Source organism: Microbacterium hanjuni, assembly GCF_043556395.1.
Taxonomy (GTDB): Bacteria; Actinomycetota; Actinomycetes; order Actinomycetales; family Microbacteriaceae; genus Microbacterium.
This window is the reverse complement of sequence record NZ_JBIGIK010000001.1, coordinates 1,133,767-1,159,796: the sequence shown is the minus strand read 5'-3', so window position 1 is coordinate 1,159,796 and position 26,030 is coordinate 1,133,767. Positions and strand designations below refer to the sequence as shown.

23 protein-coding genes are annotated in these 26,030 nt (G+C 69.2%); 10 read left to right on the top strand and 13 right to left on the bottom strand.

The annotated features are described in order from the left end of the window. Positions 1–50 precede the first annotated feature (50 nt). Entirely contained in the window at positions 51–1,301 is a 1,251-nt protein-coding gene (locus tag ACFXP5_RS05790) for an MFS transporter (protein ID WP_394543867.1), read from the top strand. Positions 1,302–1,307: 6 nt separating this feature from the next. Here ACFXP5_RS05790 and trpS read toward each other — a convergent pair whose 3' ends face one another. The 7 genes from trpS to sdhC all read right to left on the bottom strand — a co-directional run bounded on the left by trpS (position 1,308) and on the right by sdhC (position 8,270). Beyond that, positions 1,308–2,312 (bottom strand): tryptophan--tRNA ligase, encoded by a 1,005-nt coding sequence (gene trpS, locus ACFXP5_RS05785; RefSeq protein ID WP_394529294.1) that lies wholly within the window; start codon positions 2,310–2,312, stop codon positions 1,308–1,310. 303 nt (positions 2,313–2,615) lie between these two features. Then, a complete protein-coding gene (locus ACFXP5_RS05780) occupies positions 2,616–3,464 on the bottom strand; it encodes an exodeoxyribonuclease III (protein ID WP_394543866.1) in 849 nt (282 codons plus the stop codon). A 92-nt stretch (positions 3,465–3,556) separates the two neighbouring features. After that, complete coding sequence (locus tag ACFXP5_RS05775; protein ID WP_394543865.1) at positions 3,557–4,711, bottom strand: YihY/virulence factor BrkB family protein; 1,155 nt, start codon at positions 4,709–4,711, stop codon at positions 3,557–3,559. Between the two features lie 35 nt (positions 4,712–4,746). Continuing rightward, positions 4,747–5,532 (bottom strand): succinate dehydrogenase iron-sulfur subunit, encoded by a 786-nt coding sequence (locus ACFXP5_RS05770; protein WP_394543864.1) that lies wholly within the window; start codon positions 5,530–5,532, stop codon positions 4,747–4,749. A gap of 2 nt (positions 5,533–5,534) precedes the next feature. After that, on the bottom strand, positions 5,535–7,343 hold the full coding sequence (gene sdhA, locus ACFXP5_RS05765; RefSeq protein ID WP_394543863.1) for a succinate dehydrogenase flavoprotein subunit: 1,809 nt from the start codon (positions 7,341–7,343) through the stop codon (positions 5,535–5,537). 46 nt (positions 7,344–7,389) lie between these two features. Beyond that, on the bottom strand, positions 7,390–7,836 hold the full coding sequence (locus ACFXP5_RS05760; RefSeq protein ID WP_394529289.1) for a succinate dehydrogenase hydrophobic membrane anchor subunit: 447 nt from the start codon (positions 7,834–7,836) through the stop codon (positions 7,390–7,392). Beyond that, a complete protein-coding gene (sdhC, locus tag ACFXP5_RS05755) occupies positions 7,836–8,270 on the bottom strand; it encodes a succinate dehydrogenase, cytochrome b556 subunit (RefSeq protein ID WP_394529288.1) in 435 nt (144 codons plus the stop codon). The genes ACFXP5_RS05760 and sdhC overlap by 1 nt, the downstream gene beginning before the upstream one ends. 216 nt (positions 8,271–8,486) lie before the next feature. Here sdhC and ACFXP5_RS05750 point away from each other — a divergent pair, with 216 nt between their 5' ends. The 8 genes from ACFXP5_RS05750 to ACFXP5_RS05715 all read left to right on the top strand — a co-directional run bounded on the left by ACFXP5_RS05750 (position 8,487) and on the right by ACFXP5_RS05715 (position 18,083). Further along, positions 8,487–9,605 (top strand): mannose-1-phosphate guanylyltransferase, encoded by a 1,119-nt coding sequence (locus tag ACFXP5_RS05750; protein WP_394529287.1) that lies wholly within the window; start codon positions 8,487–8,489, stop codon positions 9,603–9,605. Between the two features lie 221 nt (positions 9,606–9,826). After that, positions 9,827–10,870, top strand: a complete 1,044-nt coding sequence (locus ACFXP5_RS05745) for a BMP family lipoprotein (RefSeq protein ID WP_394529515.1) — start codon at positions 9,827–9,829, stop codon at positions 10,868–10,870. Positions 10,871–10,973: 103 nt separating this feature from the next. Next, a complete protein-coding gene (locus ACFXP5_RS05740) occupies positions 10,974–12,542 on the top strand; it encodes an ABC transporter ATP-binding protein (protein ID WP_394529286.1) in 1,569 nt (522 codons plus the stop codon). Continuing rightward, a complete protein-coding gene (locus ACFXP5_RS05735) occupies positions 12,539–13,852 on the top strand; it encodes an ABC transporter permease (RefSeq protein ID WP_394529285.1) in 1,314 nt (437 codons plus the stop codon). The genes ACFXP5_RS05740 and ACFXP5_RS05735 overlap by 4 nt, the downstream gene beginning before the upstream one ends. Beyond that, positions 13,849–15,171 carry an ABC transporter permease gene (locus tag ACFXP5_RS05730; protein WP_394543861.1) on the top strand — a complete coding sequence of 441 codons (1,323 nt, stop codon included), beginning with the start codon at positions 13,849–13,851 and terminating at the stop codon, positions 15,169–15,171. The genes ACFXP5_RS05735 and ACFXP5_RS05730 overlap by 4 nt, the downstream gene beginning before the upstream one ends. 57 nt (positions 15,172–15,228) lie before the next feature. Then, complete coding sequence (locus ACFXP5_RS05725) at positions 15,229–15,627, top strand: cytidine deaminase (protein WP_394529283.1); 399 nt, start codon at positions 15,229–15,231, stop codon at positions 15,625–15,627. Then, entirely contained in the window at positions 15,624–16,928 is a 1,305-nt protein-coding gene (locus ACFXP5_RS05720) for a thymidine phosphorylase (protein ID WP_394543860.1), read from the top strand. The genes ACFXP5_RS05725 and ACFXP5_RS05720 overlap by 4 nt, the downstream gene beginning before the upstream one ends. 42 nt (positions 16,929–16,970) lie before the next feature. Next, complete coding sequence (locus tag ACFXP5_RS05715; protein WP_394543858.1) at positions 16,971–18,083, top strand: adenosine deaminase; 1,113 nt, start codon at positions 16,971–16,973, stop codon at positions 18,081–18,083. Positions 18,084–18,180: 97 nt separating this feature from the next. On the opposite strand, the gene ACFXP5_RS05710 is transcribed toward ACFXP5_RS05715, so the two are convergent. The 6 genes from ACFXP5_RS05710 to ACFXP5_RS05685 all read right to left on the bottom strand — a co-directional run bounded on the left by ACFXP5_RS05710 (position 18,181) and on the right by ACFXP5_RS05685 (position 23,861). After that, complete coding sequence (locus tag ACFXP5_RS05710) at positions 18,181–19,332, bottom strand: mannitol-1-phosphate 5-dehydrogenase (protein WP_394543857.1); 1,152 nt, start codon at positions 19,330–19,332, stop codon at positions 18,181–18,183. Beyond that, positions 19,329–19,769, bottom strand: coding sequence for a PTS mannitol transporter subunit IIA (locus ACFXP5_RS05705; protein WP_394529279.1), 441 nt, complete (start codon positions 19,767–19,769; stop codon positions 19,329–19,331). The genes ACFXP5_RS05710 and ACFXP5_RS05705 overlap by 4 nt, the downstream gene beginning before the upstream one ends. A 146-nt stretch (positions 19,770–19,915) precedes the next feature. Next, positions 19,916–21,529 carry a PTS mannitol transporter subunit IIBC gene (locus ACFXP5_RS05700; RefSeq protein ID WP_394543855.1) on the bottom strand — a complete coding sequence of 538 codons (1,614 nt, stop codon included), beginning with the start codon at positions 21,527–21,529 and terminating at the stop codon, positions 19,916–19,918. After that, complete coding sequence (ptsP, locus tag ACFXP5_RS05695) at positions 21,526–23,217, bottom strand: phosphoenolpyruvate--protein phosphotransferase (RefSeq protein WP_394543854.1); 1,692 nt, start codon at positions 23,215–23,217, stop codon at positions 21,526–21,528. The genes ACFXP5_RS05700 and ptsP overlap by 4 nt, the downstream gene beginning before the upstream one ends. 14 nt (positions 23,218–23,231) lie before the next feature. Continuing rightward, positions 23,232–23,507 carry an HPr family phosphocarrier protein gene (locus ACFXP5_RS05690; protein WP_394529276.1) on the bottom strand — a complete coding sequence of 92 codons (276 nt, stop codon included), beginning with the start codon at positions 23,505–23,507 and terminating at the stop codon, positions 23,232–23,234. A 15-nt stretch (positions 23,508–23,522) separates the two neighbouring features. Then, positions 23,523–23,861 (bottom strand): PTS sugar transporter subunit IIB, encoded by a 339-nt coding sequence (locus tag ACFXP5_RS05685; protein WP_394529275.1) that lies wholly within the window; start codon positions 23,859–23,861, stop codon positions 23,523–23,525. 112 nt (positions 23,862–23,973) lie between these two features. On the opposite strand from ACFXP5_RS05685, the gene ACFXP5_RS05680 reads away from it, so the two are divergent. Further along, the gene (locus tag ACFXP5_RS05680) at positions 23,974–25,950 is read left to right on the top strand and encodes a BglG family transcription antiterminator (RefSeq protein ID WP_394543853.1); all 1,977 of its coding nucleotides are present in this window, start codon (positions 23,974–23,976) and stop codon (positions 25,948–25,950) included. Positions 25,951–26,030 lie beyond the last annotated feature (80 nt).

Here is a 26,030-nt window from a genome sequence, read left to right as displayed (position 1 = left end):
CAGCTAACCACCGTTGTGTCGACGACGGTAGCTGAATAACCTGCTTAAGTATGACGACGGTTACCAGCGCGTGGCGCCTCCCGGACTTCCGTCGAATATGGACGGCAGGAGCGTTCTCCTCCCTCGGCGCCGAGGTGGGCGAGCTCGCCGTCCCGGTCCTCGCCCTCGTGACGCTCGGCGCCACAGCGAGCGAGCTGTCGTTCGTGCGCGTGGCGCTCCTCGCCCCGTACCTGTTGCTCACGCTCTGGCTCGGCGTGGTGGTCGACCGGCTGCCGCGGCGACCGCTCATGATCGCCGCCGATTTCGGACGAGGGATGCTGCTGCTCGGGGTGTGCGTCTGCGCGGTACTCGGGTGGTTGACGATCCCGGTTCTGATCGCCGCATCCGCTCTTCTCGGCTCGCTGACGGTGCTGTACGTCATCGCGGACTTCTCGCTGCTGCCGCTCGTGGTCGACGAACCCCGCCTCATCGACGCGAACGCCCGGATCACCGCCGCCCAATCCGCGATCGGCGTCGCCGGCGCGGGCGTCGGCGGAGTGCTCGTGCAGGTGTTGACCGCGCCCTTCGCGCTCGCGGTCAACGCGGCCGGGTACCTCGTGTCGGGCGTTCTCATCACGCGCGTGCGGGTGCGCGAGGCGGCGAGGCCGCGGGCGCAACGCGCCTCGGCCGTCTCGGAGGCGAAGGCGGGGCTCCTCGCGCTCGCGCGCCACCGTGTGCTGCGGGCGCTGGTCGGCGAGGCCGCCCTGTGGAACCTCGGCAACGAGGTGCTAATGCTGGCGCTGTCGTTGCTGCTGTTGCAAGACCGCGAGTACGGCCCGTTGGTGCTGGGAGCAGTGCTCATGACCCTCGGGGTCGGCGCGTTCGTCGGCAGCCTCCTGAGCCGGCGCCTGACCGCGCGATTCGGCTACGGACGTTCGCTCGTCGCTGCGCTGATCGTGGGCAACACCGCACCGCTCGCCGGGATCCTGGCGATCAACACCCCGGGCCCCGTCGGCCTCGCCGCGCTGGCCGGCGCGTTCCTGCTCTCGGGTGTCGGCATCGGGATCGCGAACTCCCAGGCCACGAGCGTCCGCCAACTGTCCGTCGAGTCCGCGATGCGCGGACGCGTCAACGCCGGATACCGCCTCGTGTCCTGGGGCGCCCTCTCGATCGGCGCTCTGCTCGGCGGCGTCCTGGTGACCGCCCTCGGCGTGTGGCCGGCTGCCGTCGTCGGGGCGGCGATCATGGCGATCGCCTCCGTGCCCGTCGCGGTTTCACCCGTCGCCGGGATGCGCACCCTCGACGACGCCGCGCACGCTTGAGCCGGGTCAGCCGCGGCGGAGAAGACCGACGCGGTCGTACACGTCGGTGAGCGTGCGGTCGGCGACGGATGCTGCGCGCCCGGCGTTGTCTGCCAGCACACGGTCGAGCTCCGCCTTGTCGTCGAGCAGCGCGAGCGCGCGGTCTCGGACAGGGGTGAACTCCGACACGACCACCTCGGCGAGACCCTTCTTGAAGTCGCCGTAGCCACGACCGGCGTACTCGTTCTCGATCGTGGCGATCTGCTTGCCCGTCAGCGCCGCGTAGATCACGAGCAGGTTGGACACGCCGGGCTTGGTCTCGCGATCGAAGCGCACCGTGCCTTCGCTGTCGGTGACCGCCCGCATGATCTTCTTCGCGCTGACCGAGGGGTCATCGAGCAGCCACAGCACGCCCGCGTCGGATTCCGCCGACTTCGACATCTTCGCCGTGGGGTTCTGCAGGTCGAAGATGCGCGCGGTGTCGCGCTGGATGACGGGCGTCGGCACCGTGAAGGTCTGCCCGTAGCGCGCGTTGAAGCGCTCGGCGAGGTCACGGGTGAGCTCGACGTGCTGCTTCTGATCGTCACCGACCGGCACGACGTCGGTCTGGTACAGCAGGATGTCCGCCGCCATCAGCACCGGGTAGGTGAACAGGCCCACGGAGGAGGAATCCGCGCCGTAGCGCGAGGACTTGTCCTTGAACTGCGTCATCCGACCGGCTTCACCGAAGCCGGTGATCGTGGAGAGGATCCACGCCAGCTCGGCGTGCGCGGGCACGTGCGACTGCACGTAGAGCGTCGAACGGGCCGGCTCGATGCCCGCCGCGATGTACTGCGCGGCGGTGCGGCGGGTCTTCTCGCGCAGCTCCGCCGGGTCGTTCGGCACGGTGAGCGCGTGCAGATCGACGACGGAGAAGAACGCGTCGTACGAGTCCTGCAGATCGCGCCACTGCATGAGCGCGCCGATGTAGTTGCCGATCTGGAGCGAGTCGGCGGAGGGCTGCATGCCGGAGTACAGGCGCGGTTTGGTCACCGGCCAATCCTAAAGTGATGCGGATGCTGCGTCCCGCCGCGGCTGCACGATCTTGCGGCTGCGCGGCATGAGGGTCCGTGACGCATGCCCGGAGGCGTCGGCCTTCGGCCGCCGGCTCCCCGCCAGTCCCGATGCCAGCGTCGCGGACCCTCACACCGCCCCGCCGCTCCTCCGCCGCCGCTGCGCGGCATGAGGGTCTGCGACGCATGCCCGGAGGCGTCGGCCTTCGGCCGCCGGCTCCCCGCCAGTCCCGATGCCAGCGTCGCGGACCCTCACGCCGTTCCGCGGCTGCGCTCCGCAGCGTCAGAGGCCGAGCGTGTAGTCGGCGATGACCGGGGCGTGATCGCTCCACCGCGTGTCCCAGGACGGGGCGCGCACGACGCGATAATCGACGGCGCGCTCGGCCATCGCCGGGGTCGCGAGGTGGTAATCGATGCGCCAGCCGGTGTCGGTGTCGAAGGCCTTCCCCCGACTCGACCAGAACGTGTACGGACCGTCGATCTCGCCCGCAAAGCGGCGGCCGACGTCGATCCACCCGAGGCCCGTGCCCACGCTGCCGTCGACGCCGGTGACGCTCGCGCCGCGCTCGCCGAGGAACCGGTCGAAGTAGGCGCGCTCGCGCGGCAGGAACCCGGCCTTCTTCGTGTTGCCCTTCCAGTTGCGGATGTCGAGCTCGCGGTGGCCGACGTTGAGGTCGCCCACGACGAGGGTCAGCGGATGCTCCGCTTCGAGCTGGGGCAGCCGACGCTCCATCGCATCGAGGAACAGCCACTTCGCGTCCTGCTTAGGGGTGTCGACCTCGCCGCTGTGCACGTAGGCGCTCACGATCGCCAGGCTCTCGCCGTCGATGTCGAAGTCGGCCTCGATCCAGCGGCCGGCAGAGTCGAGGGGCTCGGGCGACAGCGCCGTCCGCACGGCGACGTTGGGCAGGCGCGAGGCGATCGCGACGCCGGCGCGGCCGGCGGCGAGGGCCTCGTCGTTCACGATCTGCCACCCGGGCAGGGCGGTGCGCAGGTCAGCGGCGGTGGCCCGCACCTCCTGGATCGCGAGGATGTCGGCGTCGGCGTCGGCGAGCCACTCCGTCATCCCCTTCCGGACGGCGGCGCGGATGCCGTTGACGTTGATGGACACGATGCGAACACGGCGAGACACGTCGGTCAGCCTAACCGGCACCCCCGACACCGGCCGTACGCCGGCATCCGCTCGACCGATCCTCGCGAAGGAAGGGGCGGATGCCGCCCGGGTCAATCGAGCAGGCTGAGTCCGGGCTGCGGGGGAGCGGCCGCCTTGATCTCCTCGAGCTCCTGGCGGGCGCGTCGCATGTGGCGGGCCGCCCTCCGGCGCTCGTACCAGGGCGCCTCGGCGGCGTCGTCCTCCGCCGCCCGCAGGCGCACCTCGGCGGCGGTGACCAGGGCGGCATGCTCGGCGGAGCGGCGCTCGGCGGGGGACAGCAGCGACATACCCCGATCGCCCGCGGCCACGGCGATCCAGGCCGCGGCGACGAGGATGACGATCCCGTTCAAGCGGAACCACAGGAGGAAGCCGATGAAGATCGCGAACGTGGCCAACAACGGGTTGGTGGGGGTGTAGACGAACAGGAACCCGGCAGCCACCTGCAGCACCACCATCGCGCCGCCGCCCAACAGTGAGCCCGACCAGATGCGGCGCCACGACAGCGAGGCGCCGGTGAGGAAGCGGAACATCCCGGCGAGGGCGAAGGTGTTCAGCGCGAATGCCACGACGAGCGAGAGCAGACGGGCGAGCGAGCGCGACCAGATCGTCTGCGCGCTCCACCCGAAGAAGGTGAACAGCAGCTCCAGGGCGCCGGTCGCGACCGCTCCGAGCGCCGCGCCGACCAGCAGGGCGACACCGAACAACGCGGCAGCCACGAAATCGCGCGCCTTCAGAACGACGTAGCTGCGCAGGTCGAACGGCAGCCCGAACGTGTCCCGCACAGCGCGGCGGGCATAGGTGATGAACCCGGTCGCCGTCCAGATGACGACGAGCCCCGCGATGACACCCGTGACGGTGAGCAGGCCGCTGCTGCCGTCGGCGACCGCCTGCACCTGCTCGGGCTTGACGAGCCCGTTCTCGCTGATGATCTCGGGGATGTACCGATTGATCAGGCTGATCAATCCCTGGATACCCCCGTCGCTGCCCCCGAGCCACAGCCCGGCGACCGCGAACGCGAGGTAGATGACGCCGAGGATCGCGAACAGCGATTGGTAGCTGATGCCCGCGGCCAACAGGAAGCCGTTGTGCTGCAGGAAGTGCCGCCAGACGCGCACCGGAAACGACGCGAGCGTCTTGCGGGTGATCCGGGTGGCGCGCTCGATGGGCTCATCGAGGCGCTCCCGAAGGGCCGCCCGCCGCTCGCTCGGGTCGTTCGGATCGGCCATCCGCTCAGACTATCGAGCGGTGAGAACGGCCGAGCTCAGCGTCCGCCGCGCAGCACCGCTTGCTTGACCTCGGCGATGGCCTTGGTGACCTCGATGCCGCGGGGGCATGCCTCGGTGCAGTTGAAGGTCGTGCGGCAGCGCCACACGCCCTCCTTGTCGTTGAGGATGTCCAGACGCACGTCGGCCGCGCCGTCGCGCGAGTCGAAGATGAAGCGGTGCGCGTTCACGATCGCGGCGGGGCCGAAGTACTGTCCGTCGGTCCAGAACACGGGGCACGAGGAGGTGCACGCGGCGCACAGGATGCACTTCGTGGTGTCGTCGAAGGCCTCCCGCTCGACGATCGACTGGATGCGCTCCTTGCCCGGCTCGGCCTTCGTCTTGGGGATCAGGAACGGCTGCACGTCGCGGTAGGAGGCGTAGAACGGCTCCATGTCGACGATGAGGTCCTTCTCCAGCGGCAGGCCCTTGATGGCCTCGACGTACACCGGCTGCGAGATGTCGAGATCCTTGATCAGGGTCTTGCAGGCGAGACGGTTGCGACCGTTGATGCGCATCGCGTCCGAGCCGCAGATGCCGTGCGCGCAGGACCGGCGGAACGACAGCGAGCCGTCGACCTCCCACTTGATCTTGTGCAGCGCGTCGAGCACCCGATCGGTCGGGTACATCTCCACGTCGTAGTCGACCCAGCGCGGCTCGGCGTCGACCTCGGGGTCGAAGCGGCGGATGTTGAACGTGACGATGAAGGACTGGATGCCGGTGTCGACGGGCGCGCCTTCGACCTCGGAGCGTCCTTCGGTCGTTTCGAGAACTGCTGCAGCCATGGTCAGTACTTCCTCTCCATGGGCTGGTAGCGCGTGATGACCACGGGCTTCCAGTCGAGGTCGATGTGGTCGGAGGCGAATGACGAGTGGGGGTCGCCCGTCAGGTACGCCATCGTGTGCTGCATGTAGTTCTCGTCGTCGCGCGTCGGGTAGTCGTCGCGCATGTGGCCGCCACGGCTCTCCTTGCGGTTGAGCGCCGAGTAGACGACGACCTCGGCGAGGTCGAGCAGGAAGCCGAGCTCGACGGCCTCGAGCAGGTCGGTGTTGAACCGCTTGCCCTTGTCGTCGACGTGGATGTTATTGAACCGGGTGCGGAGGTCTTCGATCGTCGTCAGCATCCGCGTGAGCGACTCCTCGGTGCGGAACACCTGCGCGCCCTTGTCCATCTCGTCCTGGAGGGTCTTGCGGAGGACCGCGATGCGCTCGGTGCCGGGGTTGGCGCGCAGGCTCTCCATGAGCTCGCGCACCTCCTTCGCCGGATCTTCGGGCAGGGGCACGAAGTCCGCGGTCTGGGCGTACTCGACGGCGTTGCGGCCGGCGCGCTTGCCGAAGACGTTGATGTCCAGGAGCGAGTTCGTGCCGAGTCGGTTCGAGCCGTGCACCGACACGCAGGCGCATTCACCGGCCGCGTAGAGGCCGGGCACGACGGTGGTGTTGTTGCTCAGCACCTCTGCCTTGACGTTGGTGGGGATGCCGCCCATCGCGTAGTGCGCGGTCGGCATCACGGGGACGGGTTCGACGACCGGGTCGACACCGAGATAGGTGCGGGCGAACTCGGTGATGTCGGGCAGCTTCGTCTCCAACACCTCAGCACCCAGGTGCGTGCAGTCCAGCAGCACGTAGTCGCGGTTGGGACCCGCTCCACGGCCTTCGGCGACTTCCTGCACCATGCATCGGGCGACGATGTCACGGGGGGCGAGGTCCTTGATGGTGGGGGCGTAGCGCTCCATGAACCGCTCGCCCGAGGCGTTGCGGAGGATGGCGCCCTCGCCGCGTGCCCCCTCGGTGAGCAGGATGCCGAGGCCGGCCAGGCCGGTCGGGTGGAACTGGAAGAACTCCATGTCCTCGAGCGGCAGACCCTTGCGCCACACGATGCCGACGCCGTCGCCGGTGAGGGTGTGCGCGTTCGAGGTGGTCTTGTAGATCTTGCCGAACCCGCCGGTGGCGAAGATGACGGCCTTGGACTGGAAGACGTGCAGGTCTCCGGTGGCCAGTTCGTACGCGACGACACCCGCAACCTGGGTGGCGCCGTCAGCATCCTTCACCGTGATCAGATCGAGCACGTAGAACTCGTTGAAGAAGTTGATGCCCAGGCGCACGCAGTTCTGGAACAGCGTCTGCAGGATCATGTGCCCGGTGCGGTCGGCGGCGTAGCAGGCGCGGCGCACGGGGGTCTTGCCGTGGTCGGCCGTGTGTCCGCCGAAGCGGCGTTGGTCGATCTTGCCCTCGGGCGTGCGGTTGAAGGGCAGGCCCATGTTCTCGAGGTCGATGACCGCGTCGATGGCCTCTTTCGCGAGGATCTCGGCCGCGTCCTGGTCGACGAGGTAGTCACCGCCCTTGACGGTGTCGAAGGTGTGCCACTCCCAGGAGTCTTCCTCGACGTTGGCGAGAGCCGCCGCCATACCGCCCTGCGCCGCACCGGTGTGCGAGCGAGTGGGGTAGAGCTTCGAGATCACGGCGGTGTTCGCGCCGGGGCCGGCTTCGATCGCGGCGCGCATTCCCGCGCCGCCCGCACCCACGATGACGATGTCGAACTGGTGGTAGTGGATGCCGTCCTTGATGACGGAATCGGAGGAGGTCTGAGTGCTCACAGGAAGGATGCCTCTGCTGTCGTGTGCGTGTCGGGGAGGGCGAGGGTCACAGCGCCGAGCACGCGTCCCACAGGATGCTGGATTCGTCCACGCCGATGCACGGGTCGAACGTGAAGACCACGAGCGTGCCGAGGAGGATGAGGAACGCGGCGGAACCCCACAGCGACCCCACCAGGATGCGACGGGTGAGCGGGTTGGCGACGTAGTCGTTGACGATCGTGCGCATGCCGTTGGCGCCGTGGATCAGGGCGAGCCACAGCATCAGCACGTCCCACCACTGCCAGAACGGCGACGCGAGCTTGCCGGCGACGAAGGCGAAGTCGACCTGGCCGATGCCGTCGCCCGTCATCAGGTTGGAGAACAGGTGGCCGAAGATGAGCACGATCAGCAACACGCCGGAGGCGCGCATGTAGATCCAGCCCCACTTCTCGAGGTTGACGCCCTTCTTGCGGACGTACGGGCTGCGGGGAGCGGCGAGGGTATCGGTGGACATCACTCGCCTCCTGCGGCGTGGGAGAAGACGTTGATGAGATGACGCGGGGCGAAGCCGAGCATCGTCACGACCCAGAGGCCGAGCACGCCCCACCACAGCTGACGCTGGTGACGCGTGGCCCACGACCAGAAATCGACGAGGATGATGCGCAGTCCGTTGAACGCGTGGTAGGCGATCGCGCCGACGAGAGCGAGCTCGCCGATCCCCATGATCGGGTTCTTGTACGTGCCGATGACCGCGTCGTACGCCTCGGGGGAGACCCGGATGAGGGCCGTGTCGAGCACGTGCACCAGGAGGAAGAAGAAGATCGCCACGCCGGTGATGCGGTGGAGTACCCACGACCACATGCCCTCGTTGCCGCGGTACAACGTGCCGCGCGGCACCTTCGAGGTGGTCTGGGACAGCGATGGTGTGACGCGTGCGTCTGCAGTCACGGTCGTCCTCCCTGATCGAACACGGTGATTGGGGCGGGTCGATGCCCCCGCCGAGGCATGCCCGGCGACGCGCAAGCGCCCTCCGATCCTATTCGGCGGCCTTCCGCGGCGCCCCTAAGGCCCGCCTAACTCTCTCGACATCGAGATATACCGACTCGTCACCGCGCGGACACACGACGGATACGCGCCGTGACGTCGCCCCGCTAGCCTGTGCCCATGGTCTCCTCTCCTCTCGACGACTTCTACGCCGTGATCCCCGCCGGGGGGATCGGCAGCCGCCTGTGGCCGCTCTCACGCGCGGAGGCACCCAAATTCCTGCACGATCTCACCGGCTCGGGCCAGACCCTGCTGCGCGACACCTGGGATCGGCTCGAGCCGCTCACCGGCCGTGACCGCATCGCGGTCGTGACCGGTCGTGCCCACCGCGCGGCCGTCGAACGCGAGCTGCCGGGCGTGCCCGACAAGAACGTCTTCCTGGAGTCGGAACCCCGCGATTCCGCTGCCGCGATCGGGCTCGCCGCCGCGATCCTCGTGCGCCGCGAACCGAACGTCGTAATCGGCTCCTTCGCCGCCGACCATGTCATCCGCGGCACCAACACCTTCGCCTTCGCGGTGCAGCAGGCCGTCGCCGTCGCGCGCCAGGGCTACATCTGCACCATCGGCATCCAGCCCACCGAGCCGTCCGTCGGCTTCGGGTACATCAAGAAGGGGGGCGAACTCGACGTGGAGGGCGCCCCCGAGGCTGCGCTGGTGGAGCGCTTCGTCGAGAAGCCCGACCTCGAGACGGCGCAGACCTACTTCGCCGACCGTGCCTTCCTCTGGAACGCGGGGATGTTCATCACCCGTGCCGACGTGTTGTTGGAGGAGATCGCCGCCAACGAGCCCGAGCTGCACGCCGGCCTGCTCGAACTCGCGGAGGCGTGGGATGACCGCGACCGCCGCGGTGTGGTCGTCGACCGGGTGTGGCCGACGATCAAGAAGATCGCCATCGACTACGCCGTCGCCGAGCCCGCGGCCGAGAAGGGACGCCTCGCGGTGATCCCCGGGCACTTCGACTGGGACGACGTGGGTGATTTCGCCAGCCTCGCCAAGCTCAACTCCCACGGCGGCAAGGGCGAACTGGCCATCCTCGGCACCACCGCCCGCGTGCTCTCCGACGCCTCGAGCGGCATCGTCGTGTCGCAGACGACCCGCGTGATCAGCCTCATCGGGGTGCACGACATCGTGGTGGTCGACACCCCCGACGCGCTCCTGGTCACCACCAGCGAGAACGCCCAGCGGGTGAAGGGCGTCGTGGACGCGCTGAAGCTCACCGGGCGCAACGACGTGCTCTGACGTCGCGCGTGGGTGCGGGCGGTCGGATGCTGCGGGATCGCCTCGTCCGTGACGTCTCTGTTGCGTCTTTGTAACCATTGGGGCGCTGACGTCCTCCGAGCCGTTCCGCGCGAGGTCCCTCTCTGTAATGTGACGTCATCGACCCCGAACCCGTCGGGGAAACCCGCGTCCTGGAGGACTCTGTGAAGACGACGAAGAAGGCCGTTCTCAGCGGTCTCGCAATGGCCGGCGCCGTGGCGCTGCTGGCCGGTTGCGGATCCGCCCCCGAGAACAGCGGATCCGCCAGCGGTGGCACCGCCGAAAGCGACTACCTGCCCTGCATGGTGTCCGACGCGGGTGGGTTCGACGACCGCTCGTTCAACCAGCTCGGTAAAGAGGGCCTGGATGCTGCGGCCGCCGCGCTCGGTGTCGAGACCATCGAGGTCGAATCCGCCGCCGAGACCGACTACGCATCGAACCTGCAGAACCTGGTCGACCAGGGCTGCAACACCATCGTCACGGTCGGCTTCCTCCTCGCCCCCGCGGCGCTCGAGTCCGCCCAGGCCAACGCCGACATCGAGTACGTCTCGATCGATGACCCGGTGGACCAGGACTTCGACGGCAACACCGACGCCGAGAACATCAAGCCGATCATCTTCGACACCTCGCAGGCCGCGTTCCTCGCCGGCTACCTGTCGGCGGGCGTCTCCAAGACCGGCATCGTCGGCACCTTCGGCGGCATGGACATCCCGACCGTCACGATCTTCATGGACGGCTTCTCGCAGGGCGTCGACTACTACAACGAGCAGAAGGGCACCTCGGTGCAGGTGCTCGGTGGCGACCTGTTCACCGGTGGCTTCGAGGCCAACGACACGGCTCGTCAGGCCGCGCAGAGCCTGATCGACCAGAACGCCGACATCATCCTCCCCGTGGGTGGCCCGATCTACCAGTCGGCCGCCGTCGCCATCCGCGACGCCGGACGCGAGATCGCCCTCATCGGTGTGGACGCCGACGTGTACGAGACCGACGATTCCGTGGCGGACCTCCTCCTCACCTCGATCCGCAAGGGCATCGATGTGGGTGTCGAAGACGCGATCACCGAAGCCGGCAACGGCGAGTTCGACGCGACGCCGTTCGTCGGCACGCTGGAGAACGAGGGTGTCGGCCTGGCGCCGTTCCACGACTGGTCCGACCGGGTTCCCGCGGACCTCGCCGCCGAGGTGGAGGCCCTCCAGGCCTCGATCATCTCCGGCGACGTCACCGTCGAGTCCTACCTCAACGGCTGATCGGAAAACAACATCCCGAGGGGAGGTCGGCGGTCGCCGGCCTCCCCTCGGTCTTGCCCGGACCCGTCGTCGGATCGGGCGACGAGAACTTAGGATCGGGAGAATGAAGCTCGAACTCCGCGGGATCACGAAGACGTTCGGATCCCTGGTGGCGAACGATCACATCGACCTCACTGTCGAGGACGGCGAGATCCATGCCCTGCTCGGCGAGAACGGTGCCGGCAAGTCCACCCTCATGAACGTGCTCTACGGCCTGTACCAGGCCGATTCGGGCGAGATCCTCCTCGATGACGAGGTGCAGCACTTCGCCGGACCCGGCGACGCGATGCGCGCCGGCATCGGCATGGTGCACCAGCACTTCATGCTCATTCCCGTGTTCACGGTGGCCGAGAACGTGATGCTGGGGCACGAGCCCACCGGCTTCGGCGGGCGGTTGAACCTCGCGGCGGCCCGCCGGACCGTGACTGAGATCTCCGACCGGTTCGGGTTCGACGTCGACCCCGATGCGCTCGTGGAAGACCTTCCGGTCGGTGTGCAACAGCGGGTGGAGATCATCAAGGCGCTCTCCCGCGACGCCCGCGTGCTCGTCTTCGATGAGCCCACGGCGGTGCTCACCCCGCAGGAGACCGACGAGTTGATGGCGATCATGCGCCAGCTCAAGCAGTCGGGCACCTCCATCGTCTTCATCACTCACAAGCTGCGCGAAGTGCGCGAGGTCGCCGACCGCATCACCGTCATCCGCCTCGGCAAGGTCGTCGGGGAGGCCGAACCCACCGCCTCCAACGCCGAACTCGCCTCGCTGATGGTCGGACGCGCGGTCGAGCTCACGGTGCAGAAGGAGCCCCCGACGCTGGGAGAGGTCGCCCTCACCGTCGCCGGGGTGACGGTCATCGACCCCATCGGCCAGCTGGTCGTCAACGACGTCAGCTTCGAGGTGCGCCGCGGCGAGGTGCTCGCGATCGCCGGTGTGCAGGGCAACGGCCAGACCGAGCTCACCGAGGCACTCGTCGGACTGCAGGAACATGTCGAAGGCTCGGTCGTCCTCGACGGTACGGAGCTGCGCGGATCGTCGGTGCGGCGCATCCTCGACGCCGGCGTGGGCTTCGTGCCGGAGGATCGCAAGGAGGACGGCCTGGTGGGGGAGTTCTCCATCGCGGAGAACCTCATGCTCGACCGCTCCGACGGCGCCCCGTTCGTCAAGAGCGGCACCCTGCAGCTGACGACGCTGTCGACCTTCGCCACCGAGAAGGTCGCGGAGTTCGACGTGCGCACGCCCTCGATCGAGACGAAGGTCGGGCGCCTGTCCGGAGGAAACCAGCAGAAGGTCGTGCTCGCTCGCGAGCTCAGCCGCGAGCTGCGCCTCTTCGTCGCCGCCCAGCCCACCCGCGGCGTCGACGTGGGCTCGATCGAATTCATCCACAAGCGCATCATCGAGACCCGCGACGCCGGCGTCCCCGTGATCGTCGTATCCACCGAACTCGACGAGGTGACAGCCCTCGCCGACCGGATCATGGTCATGTACCGAGGCCGCGTGATGGGGATCGTGCCCGGCGACACACCGCGTGACATCCTCGGGCTGATGATGGCCGGGGAGACGCCCGAGGCCGCGATGCTGAACAACGCCGAGAGCCCGAGTACCGCGGCAGCCACCAAGGGGGCCACCTCCGCATGAGCGACCACAACAACCCCACCGGCGAACCCGACGTCGTGCTCGAGCTGCCCGGCGCGGTCGATCCCGCCGTCGGCGCGCGGGTCATCACCCCGCCTGAGCCCGAGGACGAGGGGCGCTGGCGCCGCGCGCTGCGCGAGATCGTCACCGGCAACGCGATCATCTCGGTGCTCGCGGTCATTCTCGCCCTGGTGATCGGCGCGATCATGATCGCCGTCACCAACCCGAACGTGCAGGCGACGGCCGGCTACTTCTTCGCCCGTCCCGGCGACCTCATCGCCGCCGTCTGGGAAGCGGTGGCGGGTGCGTACTCGGCCCTGTTCCAGGGTGCGATCTACAACTTCCGTCGTCCCGACTTCCTCACCGGCATCCGTCCGCTCACCGAGACCCTCACCTTCGCCACCCCGCTCATCGCGGCGGGCCTCGGCGTCGCACTCGCGTTCCGCGTCGGGCTGTTCAACATCGGTGGCCGCGGTCAGATGCTCGTCGCCGCTGCGGCGGCCGGCTGGGTCGGCTTCGCCGTCGACCTCCCGTGGGGCATCCACGTGCTGGTCGCGCTCGTCGCCGGTATGGCGGCCGGATCGATCTGGGCGGGTATCGCCGGAGTCCTGAAGGCGCGCACCGGTGCCCACGAGGTCATCGTCACGATCATGCTCAACTACGTGGCGCTGTATCTGGTGTCGTGGATGCTGAGCACTCCGGGCCTGCTGCAGGCGCCGGGCTCGAACAACCCCACCACGCCTCCGATCAAGCCCACCGCGGTGTTCCCTGATCTGTTCGGACCGGGGTACAACCTGCACTTCGGCTTCATCCTCTCCCTCCTCGCCGTCGTGCTCGTGTGGTGGATCCTCGAGCGGTCGTCGCTGGGCTTCCGCTTCCGCGCGGTGGGAGAGAACCCGAACGCCGCCCGCGTCGCCGGCATCAACGTCAAGTCGATGTACGTCTACGCGATGCTGATCTCCGGCGGGCTCATCGGCCTCGCCGGTGTCGACCAGGTGCTCGGCACGGTCACCACCGGATTCTCCAGCGGCATCGACGCCGGTATCGGCTTCGATGCCATCACGGTCGCGCTGCTCGGTCGCTCGACCCCGGTCGGTGTGCTCGTCGCCGGCATCCTGTTCGGCGCGTTCAAGGCCGGCGGGTTCTCGATGCAGGCCGCCGAGGGCGTGCCGATCGACATCGTGCTCGTCGTGCAGTCGCTCATTGTCCTGTTCATCGCAGCACCCCCGCTGGTGCGCGCGATCTTCCGGCTGCCCGCTCCCGGGAGCCGCCCCCGCACCGCCCGCGCGTCCAAGAAGGTGAGCGCCTCATGAGCACGGAAGCGACGCATCAGCCTGCCCCCGCGCAGCACAATGCAGCATCCGCCCGCCCCGACCCGCTCGCCTCCACCGTCGTGGTGAGCTGGAAGGCTCCCATCGTCTACGCCGTGCTCACGGTGCTGGCGGCGGTGCTTTTCATCGTCGCGCGCAACGACGCCGACGCGGTCTTCCGCATCTCGACCCCGGGTGACGCCGTCCAGGTGCCCGAGATCACTCTCAACGGCTTCGTCGCCGGGATCGTCTCGGTCGTCATCCTCGCCGTGATCACGGTCATCAGCGCCCTCCTGGTGCGCGCCCAGCGGCGCGTGCCGCTGTGGATGGCCGTCGTCTTCGGTCTCGTGTTCGTGGTCGGCTTCCTCGCGTGGGCCGCCGCCGGCGGCACTACGAGCCACGTGATCCCGCTCGCCGGCCTCCTCGCCGGCGGCATCAGCCTGGCCGTGCCGCTGATCTACGGCGCCCTCGCCGGCGTCATCAGCGAACGCGTCGGCGTCGTCAACATCGCGATCGAGGGGCAGCTGCTGGCCGGTGCGTTCACCGCAGCCGTCGTCGCGAGCGTCACCGGACAGGCACTTCTCGGGATGCTGGCGGCCGCCGTCGCGGGAATGCTCGTCTCCTTCGTGCTGGCCGCCTTCGCGATCAAGTACATCGTCGATCAGGTGATCGTCGGCGTGGTGCTCAACGTGCTGGTCGTGGGCCTCACGAGCTTCCTGTTCTCCCAGCTGCTCGCCCCGAACAAGGATCTGCTGAACACCCCGCCCCGCCTGGACGTCATCCCGATCCCGATCCTGTCGGACATCCCGCTGCTCGGGCCCATGTTCTTCCGTCAGACGATCGTGGTCTACCTCGTCTATGTGGCGGTCGCCGCCGTCTACATCGGCTTGTTCCACACCCGCTGGGGTCTGCGCCTGCGCGCCGTCGGTGAGCACCCGGAGGCTGCCGACACCGTGGGCATCAACATCCCGCGCACGCGCTTCTGGAACGTGGCGCTCGGCGGCGCGATCGCCGGCCTCGGCGGCTCGTTCTTCACGGTCGGTTCGGTCGGCTCCTTCAACCAGGAGATGACCGCCGGCGCGGGCTACATCGCCCTCGCTGCCGTGATCTTCGGCGGTTGGGATCCGATCAGAGCGACCCTCGCGGCGCTGCTGTTCGGATTCACCTCGAACCTGCGCAACACGCTCGGCGCGATCGGTTCGCCGATCCCCAGCGACTTCCTGCTGATGCTGCCCTACGTCGTGACGATCTTCGCGGTGGCCGGCCTCGTCGGCAAGGCTCGCGGGCCGGCAGCTGCCGGCAAGCCCTACGTCAAGGGCTGACGTGCAGCATCCACTCACCACCGGACCGTCGCGTCCGTTTCACACCGAGAAGGACCGATGACCGACATCGATTGGGATGAGCTGCACCACGTGGCCACCGAGGCCATGCACCACGCCTACGCGCCGTACTCGCGCTTCCGCGTGGGAGCGGCGGCCCTCGTCAGCGACGGCCGGATCGTCTCGGGATGCAACGTCGAGAACGCCTCCTACGGCGTGACTCTCTGCGCGGAATGCGGTCTCGTCAGCGATCTGCACCGCACCGGCGGTGGACAGCTCGTGGCCTTCGTGTGCGTGGACGGCGAGGGTCGCACGCTCATGCCGTGCGGCCGCTGCCGCCAGCTGCTGTACGAACACGCCATTCCGGGCATGCTGCTGGAGACGATCTCGGGGATCCGCACGATCGACGAGGTGCTGCCCGACGCGTTCGGCCCGCGCGACCTCGAGGACGCCCGATGACCCTGCCCTCCGAGGTCGTCGAGGCGCACGACGCGGTCGACGTCATCCGCGCCAAGCGCGACGGCCGTGCGGTGCCCGAGCCCGCGCTGCGGTGGATGGTCGACGCCTATACGCGCGGCTACGTCTCCGACGCGCAGATGTCGGCCTTCACGATGGCGGTGCTGCTCAACGGCATGGACCGCGGCGAGATCCGCGTGATGACCGACGCGATGATCGCCTCGGGGGAGCGCATGAGCTTCGCCTCGCTGGGCAAGCCCACCGTCGACAAGCACTCCACGGGCGGGGTGGGCGACAAGATCACCCTTCCCCTCGCGCCGCTGGTCGCCTCCTTCGGCGTCGCCGTTCCGCAGCTCTCCGGCCGCGGACTCGGGCACACCGGCGGCACCCTCGACAAGCTCGAGTCGATCCCCGGCTGGCGCGCCGCCCTCACGAACGAGGAGATGTTCGCGCAGCTGCAGAGCGTGGGCGCGGTGATCTGCGCCGCCGGATCGGGCCTCGCCCCGGCGGACAAGAAGCTCTACGCCCTGCGTGATGTCACCGGCACGGTCGAAGCGATCCCGCTGATCGCCTCGAGCATCATGTCGAAGAAGATCGCCGAGGGCACCGATGCGCTCGTGCTCGACGTCAAGTTCGGCTCGGGCGCGTTCATGACCGACATCGATCGGGCGCGGGAGCTCGCCCGCACGATGGTGGCGCTCGGCACCGACTCCGGGGTGCGAACGACTGCGCTGCTGACGGACATGAACACCCCGCTCGGACTCGCGATCGGCAACGCCAATGAAGTGCGCGAATCCGTCGATGTGCTCGCAGGCGGCGGACCCGCCGACGTCGTGGAGCTCACCATCGCGCTCGCGCGCGAGATGCTCGAGCTCGCCGGCCGCCCCGATGCCGACGTCGAAGCGGCGCTGGCCGATGGGCGGGCGATGGACACCTGGCGCGCGATGATCCGCGCGCAGGACGGCGATCCGGATGCTGCGCTCCCGACCCCGCGGGAGTCCCACACCGTCGTCGCCGACCGCGCCGGCGTACTCACGCGCCTCGAGGCGCTGCCGTTCGGCATCGCCGCGTGGCGACTGGGTGCGGGCCGCGCCCGCGCCCAGGATCCGGTCGTGCACGCGGCCGGCGTGGACCTGCACGCCAAGCCCGGCGACCGTGTCGCAGCCGGTCAACCGCTGTTCACCCTCGTGGCCGATGATGACAAGCGGTTCGACCGTGCCCTCGAGGCCGTCGACGGAGCCTGGACGATCGGCGACACGGCGGTGGCCGCAGGCCCCCTCGTGCGCGAGCGCATCACGGCCTGACCCGACACCCGTTCCACCCCGCCCGCGCCAGAGGAGCACCCCATGTCGATCGACCAGCACGGAGACGTCACCATCGAGGGCGCGTCGCTGCGCGCGCTGCCGAAGGTGTCGCTCCACGATCATCTCGACGGTGGCGTCCGACCGACCACGGTCGCCGAGCTCGCCGAAGGGGCGGGAGTCGAGCTGCCGGTGGGCGCCGACGGCCTCGCGGACTGGTTCGCCGAGCAGAGCGACGCCGGGTCGCTCGAGGAGTACCTCAAGACCTTCGACGTCACCGTCGGGGTGATGCAGACCCGCGAGAACCTGCAGCGCGTCGCGCGGGAGTTCGTGGCGGATCTGGCCGCCGACGGCGTCATCTACGGCGAGGTGCGCTGGGCCCCGGAGCAGCACCTGACCCGCGGGTTGACGCTCGACGAAGCCGTGGAGGCCGTGCAGGACGGCATCGAGGAGGGCGAGGACGCCGCCGAGCAGGACGGCCACGACATCCGTGTCGGCCAGCTCATCTCGGGGCTCCGCCACAGCAACCACGTACGCGAGGTCGCCGAGCTCGCTGTCGCGTGGCGGGGGCGGGGCGTGGTCGGATTCGACATCGCCGGACCCGAGGACGGCTTCGCGCCGGCTCTTCACCGCGACGTGTTCGACTACCTTGCAGCGGAGTTCTTCCCCACGACGATCCACGCCGGCGAAGCTGCCGGACTCGACAGCATCCGCTCCGCCCTCCTCGACGGACGCGCGCTGCGGCTCGGTCACGGGGTGCGCCTCGCCTCCGACCTCGACGTGATCTCGCGCTCGGGCGAAGAGGTCATGGTGCAGTTCGGCGACCTCGCCCGCTGGGTGCGCGACCGCGAGATCACCCTCGAGCTGTCGCCGTCGTCGAACCTGCAGACCGGGGCCATCCAGGCGTGGGGGGAGACGATCGAGGATCACCCCTTCGACCTGCTCTACCAGCTCGGCTTCTCGGTGACGGTGAACGTCGACAACCGCACCATGAGCCGCACCTCGCTGACCCGGGAACTGGCGCTGCTGTCGCAGGCGTTCGGCTACGGCCTCGACGACCTCGAGGCGTTCCAGCTCAACGCCGCCGCCGGCGCGTTCCTCCCGGTGGAGGAGCGCGAGGAGCTCATCGAGCTCATCGCCGCCGGTTTCCAGGCCTGACCCGCCCAGCGCGCTCCGAAAGCAGCTGCTCCCCTGTCACGAAACGCGGGTCGGACCCGCAGTTCGTGACAGGGGAGCAGCTGTCTGTCGGTGGGTGTCAGGCCAGTTCGGCCTGACGCGCGGTGACGAGTGCCTCGATCCGCGGGAAGAGCGGATGCTGCGTCTCGAGCCCCGTCACCGAAGCGGTGAACTCCTCGGCGGGCAGCTCGCGCAGCATGCGCTGCAGGTCGACCGCCTGCGCGTCCTCCGCGTCGCTGAAGCGGAGCGCGGCGCCCATCGCTCCGAGGAGCGCCTCGACCTCCAGGCCGCGGTCGACGGCCTCGGCCGCGGGTCCGACGAAGCGCTCGTGACGGGAGAGCTTGCGCAACGGCTGCCGGCCCACGCGCCACACCGTGTCGGGGAGGGCGGGGTTTCGGAAGCGGCGCAGGATCGTCGCGCGGTACTCGTGCTGAGCCGGGGGGTCGAGCTCGTGCTTCTGGATGAGCAGCTGCGAGGTTTCGCGCAGGGCCCGCTCGACCTTGTCCGCGATCGCGGGGTCGGCGAGGGCGTCGGAGATCCGCTCGATGCCGGCCTGGGCGCCGAAGTAGGCGGTGGCGGCGTGACCGGTGTTGACGGTGAAGAGCTTGCGCTCGATGTACGGGGTGAGGTCGTCCACGAAGTGCGCACCCGGGATGGTGGGCGGGTCATCGCCGAAGGGCGGTCGCTCGATCGCCCACTCGAAGAACGGCTCGACGGTGACGTCGATGCCCCCACCCGGAGCCTGCGCGGGCACGATGCGGTCGACGGCCGTGTTCGCGAACACGGCACGGGCCGAAAGTGCCTCCCAGGCGTCGCCCGCCACCGCGATCATCTCCTCGCGCAGCAGGTCGGTCGCCCCGATCGCGTTCTCGCAGGCCATCACCTGCAACGGGGGGGAGGCGGGATCGCGCAGCGCCAACCCCGCGACGATGTGCGGTGCGACGAACTTGAGGATGGTCGGACCCACGGCGGTCGTCACGACGTTCGCGCCGGAGACCTCATCCACCAGTGCCTGCGTGTCGGTCGCGCTGTTGATGGCGCGGAAACCCGTGACCACCGTGTCGACACCGCCTTCGCCGACCTCGTGCACCGTGTACTCGGTGGCGGCGTTGATCGCATCGACCAGGGGTGCGGCGACGTCGGAGAACACGAGTTCGTAGCCGCCCTGGTGAAGGAGCAGTCCGACGAACCCGCGGCCGATGTTCCCAGCGCCGAAGTGGACGGCCTTCATGCGGCGTTGACGGAGGACAGCGCCTCGTAGAGCGCCTCGGCGGAATCGACCGTCTTGAGGCGGGCGACCTCGTCCTCGTCGGAGAAGAGGATCGCGATCTGCGAGAGGATCTCGAGGTGCTCGTCGCCCTTGCCGGCGATGCCGATGACGAAGGTGACGGGCTCGCCGTTCCAGTCCACGCCGCCGTCGTAGCGGACGACAGACAGTGCGGAGTCGAGGATCGCGTCCTTGGTCTCGTTCGTGCCGTGGGGGATCGCGAGTTCGTTGCCCATGTAGGTGGACACCGTCTCTTCGCGCTGCTGCATGGCGTCGAAGTAGGCGCCGGTGACCGCGCCGGCGGCCTGCAGGATGTCGGCGGCCTCCTTCATCGCCTCCTCGCGCGTCGCGCTGCCGGAGTGGATGCGCACCTGACCGATGTTCAGCACGTCGCGTGCCATGTCGTTCGCCTTTCGTTGCGTCCACCGTGGTGTCCGTCGGACACACGTGAGGACTGTTGCGTCGAGCGGATGCTGCCGCATCCGCCCTTTCCGGAACCTGCGGGGGTCGGGGTGACGAGCACCCCGACCCCCGCAGGTGTCAGGACCTACTTGCCATCCTGCTGCTGCTCGCGCACCAGGTCCACGACCTCGTCGTACTTCGGCGAGTTCATGAAGTTGTCGACCGAGACGTGCACCGCGTCCGGCGTCTGCCGGCGTGCGCGGTCGGTCAGCTGGTTCTGCGTGATGACCAGGTCGGCCGAGGGGTCGAGGTTCGCGATCGCCGCGTTGGTGATCGTGACGTCGGTGAGTCCTGCCTTCTTGAACTTGTTGCGCAGCACGCTGGCGCCCATCGCGGAGGAGCCCATGCCGGCGTCGCACGCGAACACGACGTTCTGGATGTGCTTGGTGCCGACGATGCCGCCGTCGAGCTGTCCACCGGTCTGGTCTTCCGTCTCGAGACGGTCGAAGGCCTCTTCGGCGTCGCGGTTGACGGTGCGGTCGCGCCCGTTGGTCGCGCGGAGAGCACCCATCGCGGCCGAGGTCTTGCCCTTGTTGGCTTCGGTCTTCGCGATGGCGGCCTCGAACTGGTCGCCCTCGTTCAGCAGGTCGCGCTTGCGCGAAGCCCGCAGGATGATCGAGGCGATCACGAAGGTCACCGCGGCCGACAGAACCACGGAGAGGATGACCGCGAGGTAGCTGTTGTCGGCGACCTGGGCGAGGACCGCGAGGATGCTGCCCGGTGCCGCGGGGGCGCGCAGGGCGCCGCCGAGGAGGAGGTTCGTGGTCACACCGGTCATGCCGCCGAAGATGAGGGCGATGATCAGCGTCGGCTTCAGCAGGGCGTACGGGAAGTACACCTCGTGGATGCCACCGACGAACTGGATGAGCGCCGCGCCCGGAGCCGACGCGCGTGCCGCGCCGATACCGAAGATGGTGAACGCGAGCAGCAGGCCGACACCGGGGCCGGGGTTGGCCTCGAGGAGGAACAGGATCGATCCGCCGCTGTCGCTGCTGGCGGCCTGCTCGATGCCGAGCGGGGTCAGCACGCCGTGGTTGATGGCGTTGTTGAGGAAGAACACCTTCGCCGGCTCGATCAGGATGCTCGTGAGGGGCAGCAGGCCCGTGTCGATGAGGAAGTTCACCGCGGTGCTGAGCAGGTCCATGAGGCCGTTGATGAGGAACGCGAGCGGGTAGAAGCCCACGATCGCCATCACGAAGCCCCAGATGCCGGCCGAGAACATGTTGACCAGCATCTCGAAGCCGGCCTTGATCTTGCCGTCCCACAGCCGGTCGAGCTGCTTCATCGTCCACGCCGCGAGCGGCGCCATGATCATCGCACCGATGAACATGTTGATCTCACCGAGCTGGTTGTCGGCGGGCAGGTTCAGGTTGACCTGAGCGATCAGGTAGTCCGAGCCCGCGATGACACCGAAGGTGGCGATCGCGCCGACGACACCGCCGCGTACCGAGTACACGAGGTGGCCGCCGAGGTAGGCGATGAGGATCGGGAGCAGGTAGTGGATGTACGGCCCGACGATGGTGGCGAGCTGCGCGTTCGGTGTCCATCCCTTCTCGATGAAGAAGGCGGTGAAGATGCCCCACGCCAGGAGCGCGGGGATGAGGGGCATGATCATGCCCGAGAGGAACGTGCCGAATCGCTGGACGGCGACGCGTGCGCCGCCCGTCTGACCGGCCACGTCTTTCGACGTCGTTGTCATTGCTGTGTCTCTTTCTGGGATGCGGAAACGGCTTGCGCCGCCTCTCGTGCGGAGGCCGCGTCGTCGGCGGCCAGGGCGGCCTCGGCGATGCGGACGGCATCGTCGAGAGTGTGGGTGAGCAAGGAGGCGCGCACGTCGGCGAGCGCCGTGGGGGCCATGGACAGCGTGGTCGCGCCGAGGCCGACCAGCACCACGGCCAGCAGGGGATCGGCCGCAGCCTCACCGCAGATGCCGACGGGCTTGCCGGCGGCAGCTCCGGCGGCACCGACCTCGCGGATGAGGCGGAGGACCGCCGGGTGCCACGGGTCCTGGAACGACGCCACCGAACCGAGCAGCCGGTCGGCGGCGAGCGTGTACTGCGTCAGGTCGTTCGTGCCGATGGAGGCGAAGTCGGCATGAGCCAGGATTCGGTCGGCCAGAAGCGCCGAAGAGGGCACCTCCACCATCACGCCCGCGGTCTTGAGGCCGTAGTCCTTCGCCATCGTGACGAAGTACTCCGTCTCCTCGACCGTGGAGACCATCGGAGCCATGACCCACAGATCGGCCGGACCTTCGGGCGAACGCCGGGTCGCAGCATCCGCTTCGGCCAGTGCCGTCAGCTGCTCGCGCAGGATGTCCTCGCTGGCACGGAGGGCTCGGAGTCCTCGAAGGCCGAGCGCCGGGTTCTCCTCGTGCGCATCGTTGAGGAAGGGGAGCGGCTTGTCGGCTCCGGCGTCGAGCACGCGCACGACCACCTTCTTCCCGGGGAAGGTCGCGAGCAGCTCGGTATAGGCCGTCCGCTGTTCTTCCACGGTGGGGGCGGAGCTGGCACTGAGGAAGAGGAACTCGGTGCGGAACAGTCCGACGCCCTCGGCGCCCAGCTCCACGGCCTCGGCGGCACCGCCGGGCTTTCCGAGGTTCGCGAGCAGAGGGACGAGGGTGCCGTCTGCGAGCGCGCCGGGGGTGATGGGGGCGGATGCTGCGGCCGCACGGTCGGCGGCGCGGGTCAGGGCGCGGGCGAGTTCGTCCTCGCTCGGGTCGGTGATGACGAGGTTGGCGGCCGCGTCGACGATGACCGTCTCGCCGTCCTCGAGGCCGGCGGCGGCGGCCGCGCCCACAACCGCGACGATCGACTTCTCCCGGGCGAGGATCGCGGTGTGCGAGGTGGGTCCGCCGTCAGTAGTGATGAGCGCGAGCACCTTGTCGAGGTCGAGCAGCGCGGTGTCGGCGGGAGCGAGGTCTTTCGCCACGAGTACGAAGGGGTGGCCGGGATCGGGGATCCCCGGCGCCGCCACGCCGCGGAGGCGCGCGATGACGCGTTGGGCCACGTCGTCGAGGTCGGCGGCGCGCTCCCCGAGATAGCCGCCGAGTGCGGTGAGCTGGTCGCGGAACGAGGCGAAGGCCTCGTGCACCGCTCGCTCCCCGGTCGCGCCGGCCTGCACGCGGGTGTCGACTTCCGCCTCGAGGGTGGGGTCTTCGGCCATCATCGCCTGGGCTTCGAGCACGTCACGGGCAGCTCCGCCCGCCTGGGCGCCGCGCTCTTCGAGCTCGCGTGCGACCTCGGCGACGGCCTCGCGGACGCGCGCCAACTCCTCCTCGATCGAGAGGGTGCTGGGTTCGTCGCTCGGTGCCGGCAGCGGTTCGGCCATGCGGGCGACCGGCCCCTGGGCGACTCCCAGTCCGATACCCACGCCACGGAGTTCTGTCATCGTCGTCGTTCCCATCATTCGGCGTCGTGGTCGGTGGTGAGGAGTTCCGCGAGCTCATCCAGCACGGCGTTGGCGTTGTCGCCGTCCGCGGTGAGGGTGATGTAGTCGCCCTGGTTGATCCCGAGGGCGATCACGCCCAGGATGCTGGCGGCGTTCACCGGAGCTCCGGCGTCCTTCGCGAGGGTGACCGGGATCCCCGAGGCCTTGGCGGCCTGGGCGAACAGCTTCGCCGGACGGGCGTGCAGGCCGTGCGCGGAGCCGATGCGGACGGTGCGGGTGCTGTGGGGCATGGGGGGAGTCCTCTCTCAGGCGGGCGCAGGGCCCGCGGTCGCTTCCCGACGTGCGGCGATCGCCGCCTCGATCAGCTCGAGGGTGCGCTCACCGGTGTGGTCGGCGAAAACGTCTTCCGGAAGGAGCACGACGACGACGCCGCGCGCCGCGGCGTTCCCCTCGATCCGCTTGAGCGAGCCGGACAGGTGAGGTCCGACGAGCACGACGTCCGCGGTATCGAGGTCGATCGGGAGCGACATCTCGGTACCGGCGGAAGCGGTGTAGGGGAGGCCGCGTTCGTGGGCTGCGTGTCGCACGCGTTGCGCGACGAAGGTGCTGGACGCACCCGCTCCACACACCACGAGGATCCTCATCGACCCGCCTCCTTCCTGACCATTCTTGTGAGAATGCTGAGAGGGGACAACCAGGCTCGTTTCCCACCCCCCGGAATATCCGTGCTCCCGCGGCCTGTCGGCCGGGGCGCCCATGGTTGACTGGAGCCACGACCGCGACCCGACGGCGACCGTGGAGGACAACGTGACCAGAGCGCGGCAGGACCGCCTGCTCGCCCTGCTCACGCGGGATGGGGAGTGGGCGACGGCGGCGTCGCTCGCCGATGTGCTCGGCGTGACGCCCCGCAGCATCCGCTCGTACGTGACCGCCCTCAACGCCCGCGTGCCCGCCGGCAACGCGGTGGAGTCGAGCCCCTTGGGCTACCGCGCCGGCGCATCCGCGGCCGCAGCCCTGCGGGTGGGCAGCTCGTTCGAGACGGGCACGCCCCGCGATCGCCTGCACACGCTCGTGCGCGCGCTTCTCGCCTCCGCGGACGGCATCGACGTCTTCGCGACGGCCGACGACCTGCACGTGAGCACCGCGACCCTCGACGCCGACCTCGCGCGCGTGCGCGGGCTGCTCGGCGGCACCGAGCTGACCCTCGAACGCTCGGCCTCGACCGCGCGCCTGCGGGGCACGGAAGCCGCTCAGCGGAGGTTGCTCAGCCGTCTGGCTCATGACGAGATGGATGCCGGACTGTTCGACCTCGATGCGCTGCGGCGCACCCTGGGTGAGGGCTCGGTGGGGGCGAAGGCGTTCGGTCCGTTCAAGGCCGAGCTCGTCGCCGAACTCGGCGCCCTGGGCTACTTCGTCAACGAGATCGGCATCGGCGACGTCGTGATGCACATCGCGATCGCCGCCGACCGTATCGCCCACGACCGCGCTCTCGAGCGCACCTCCGCCGACGGTTCGGTGCCGGCCGCGGAGGTCGGCGCGCTGCTCGACCGACTCACCCTGCGCCACCTCGGCGTGCAGCTGGGCGCCGGTGACCGCGACCACCTCGCGACCCTGGTGCTCACCCGCGTGGTGGCCCCGGGCGCTCCCGCCGCCGACGACGCCCGAGCTCGACTCGATCCCGAGGTCGAAGCATCCGTCCGCACCGTCGTGGAGCGGGCCGCCGCGGAGTTCCTCGTCGACATCGCCCACGAGGACTTCATCCTCCGGCTTGCTCTGCACGTGCAGAACCTGCTGCACCGGGCGAAGGAGCAGGCGTGGTCGCGCAACCCGCTGACCCGCTCGCTCAAGGCGACGTACCCGATGATCTTCGAAGTCGCGGTCTACATCGCGAGCGGACTGCAGCAGAGTCTCGGCATCCCGATCCTCGACGACGAGATCGCCTACATCGCCATGCACGTCGGCGGGCGCCTCGAGCGCAGCCGCCGCGCCGACCAGCTGCTCACCGCCACGATCGTCTGCCCCGGGTACTACGAGCTGCACGAACTGCTGCGCTCGAGCGTCGACCGTTCTCTCGGTCAGGCCATCGAGGTCGTCGGGGTCGAGACCCGGGTGGATCCGGACTGGGACTCCATCGACACCGACCTCGTGCTCACCACGATCGACCCCATCCGCCCGAGCGAGCGACTCGTGCGCATCCAGCCGTTCCTCACCGACGCCGACGTCGAACGCGTGCAGGCGGCGGCCGGGCGCATCCGCCGCGGGCGCCGGCTCGCGCGGCTGCGCACCGAGTTGGAGCGGTACTTCGACCCGGCGGCGTTCATCCGCGGCCTCGACGCGACCGTCGGCGAGGCGGGATTGATCCGGCAGCTCGGATCGCTGCTCGTCGCGCAGGACGTCATCGACGCCGATTACGTCGAGCGCGCGATCGACCGCGAAGGACTGTCGTCGACCGCCTTCACCGACGCGCTCGCCGTGCCGCACGCGATGGGGATGACCGCCGCCCGCACCCGCATCGCGATCGGCATCGCCGACCCCTCCATCCCGTGGGGCGACGGCCGGGTGCAGGTGGTCGCCTTCGTCGCCTTCAGCGAGACCGACCGCGAGGCGTTCCAGACGGTGTTCGAGCAGTTCGTCGAGGTCTTCAGCGAGCGCGACAGTGTGCAGCGGATCGTCCGACGCGGCACGGACTTCGCGTCGTTCCTCGACGAGCTCGTCGCGGTCATCGACGGCTGAGTCCCCGAAGCCGGAACGGTCGAGGGCGTCGGTGCGCCGGCATCCACTTCTCGTCTCCGCTCCGTCGCGGTCGAGGTCGC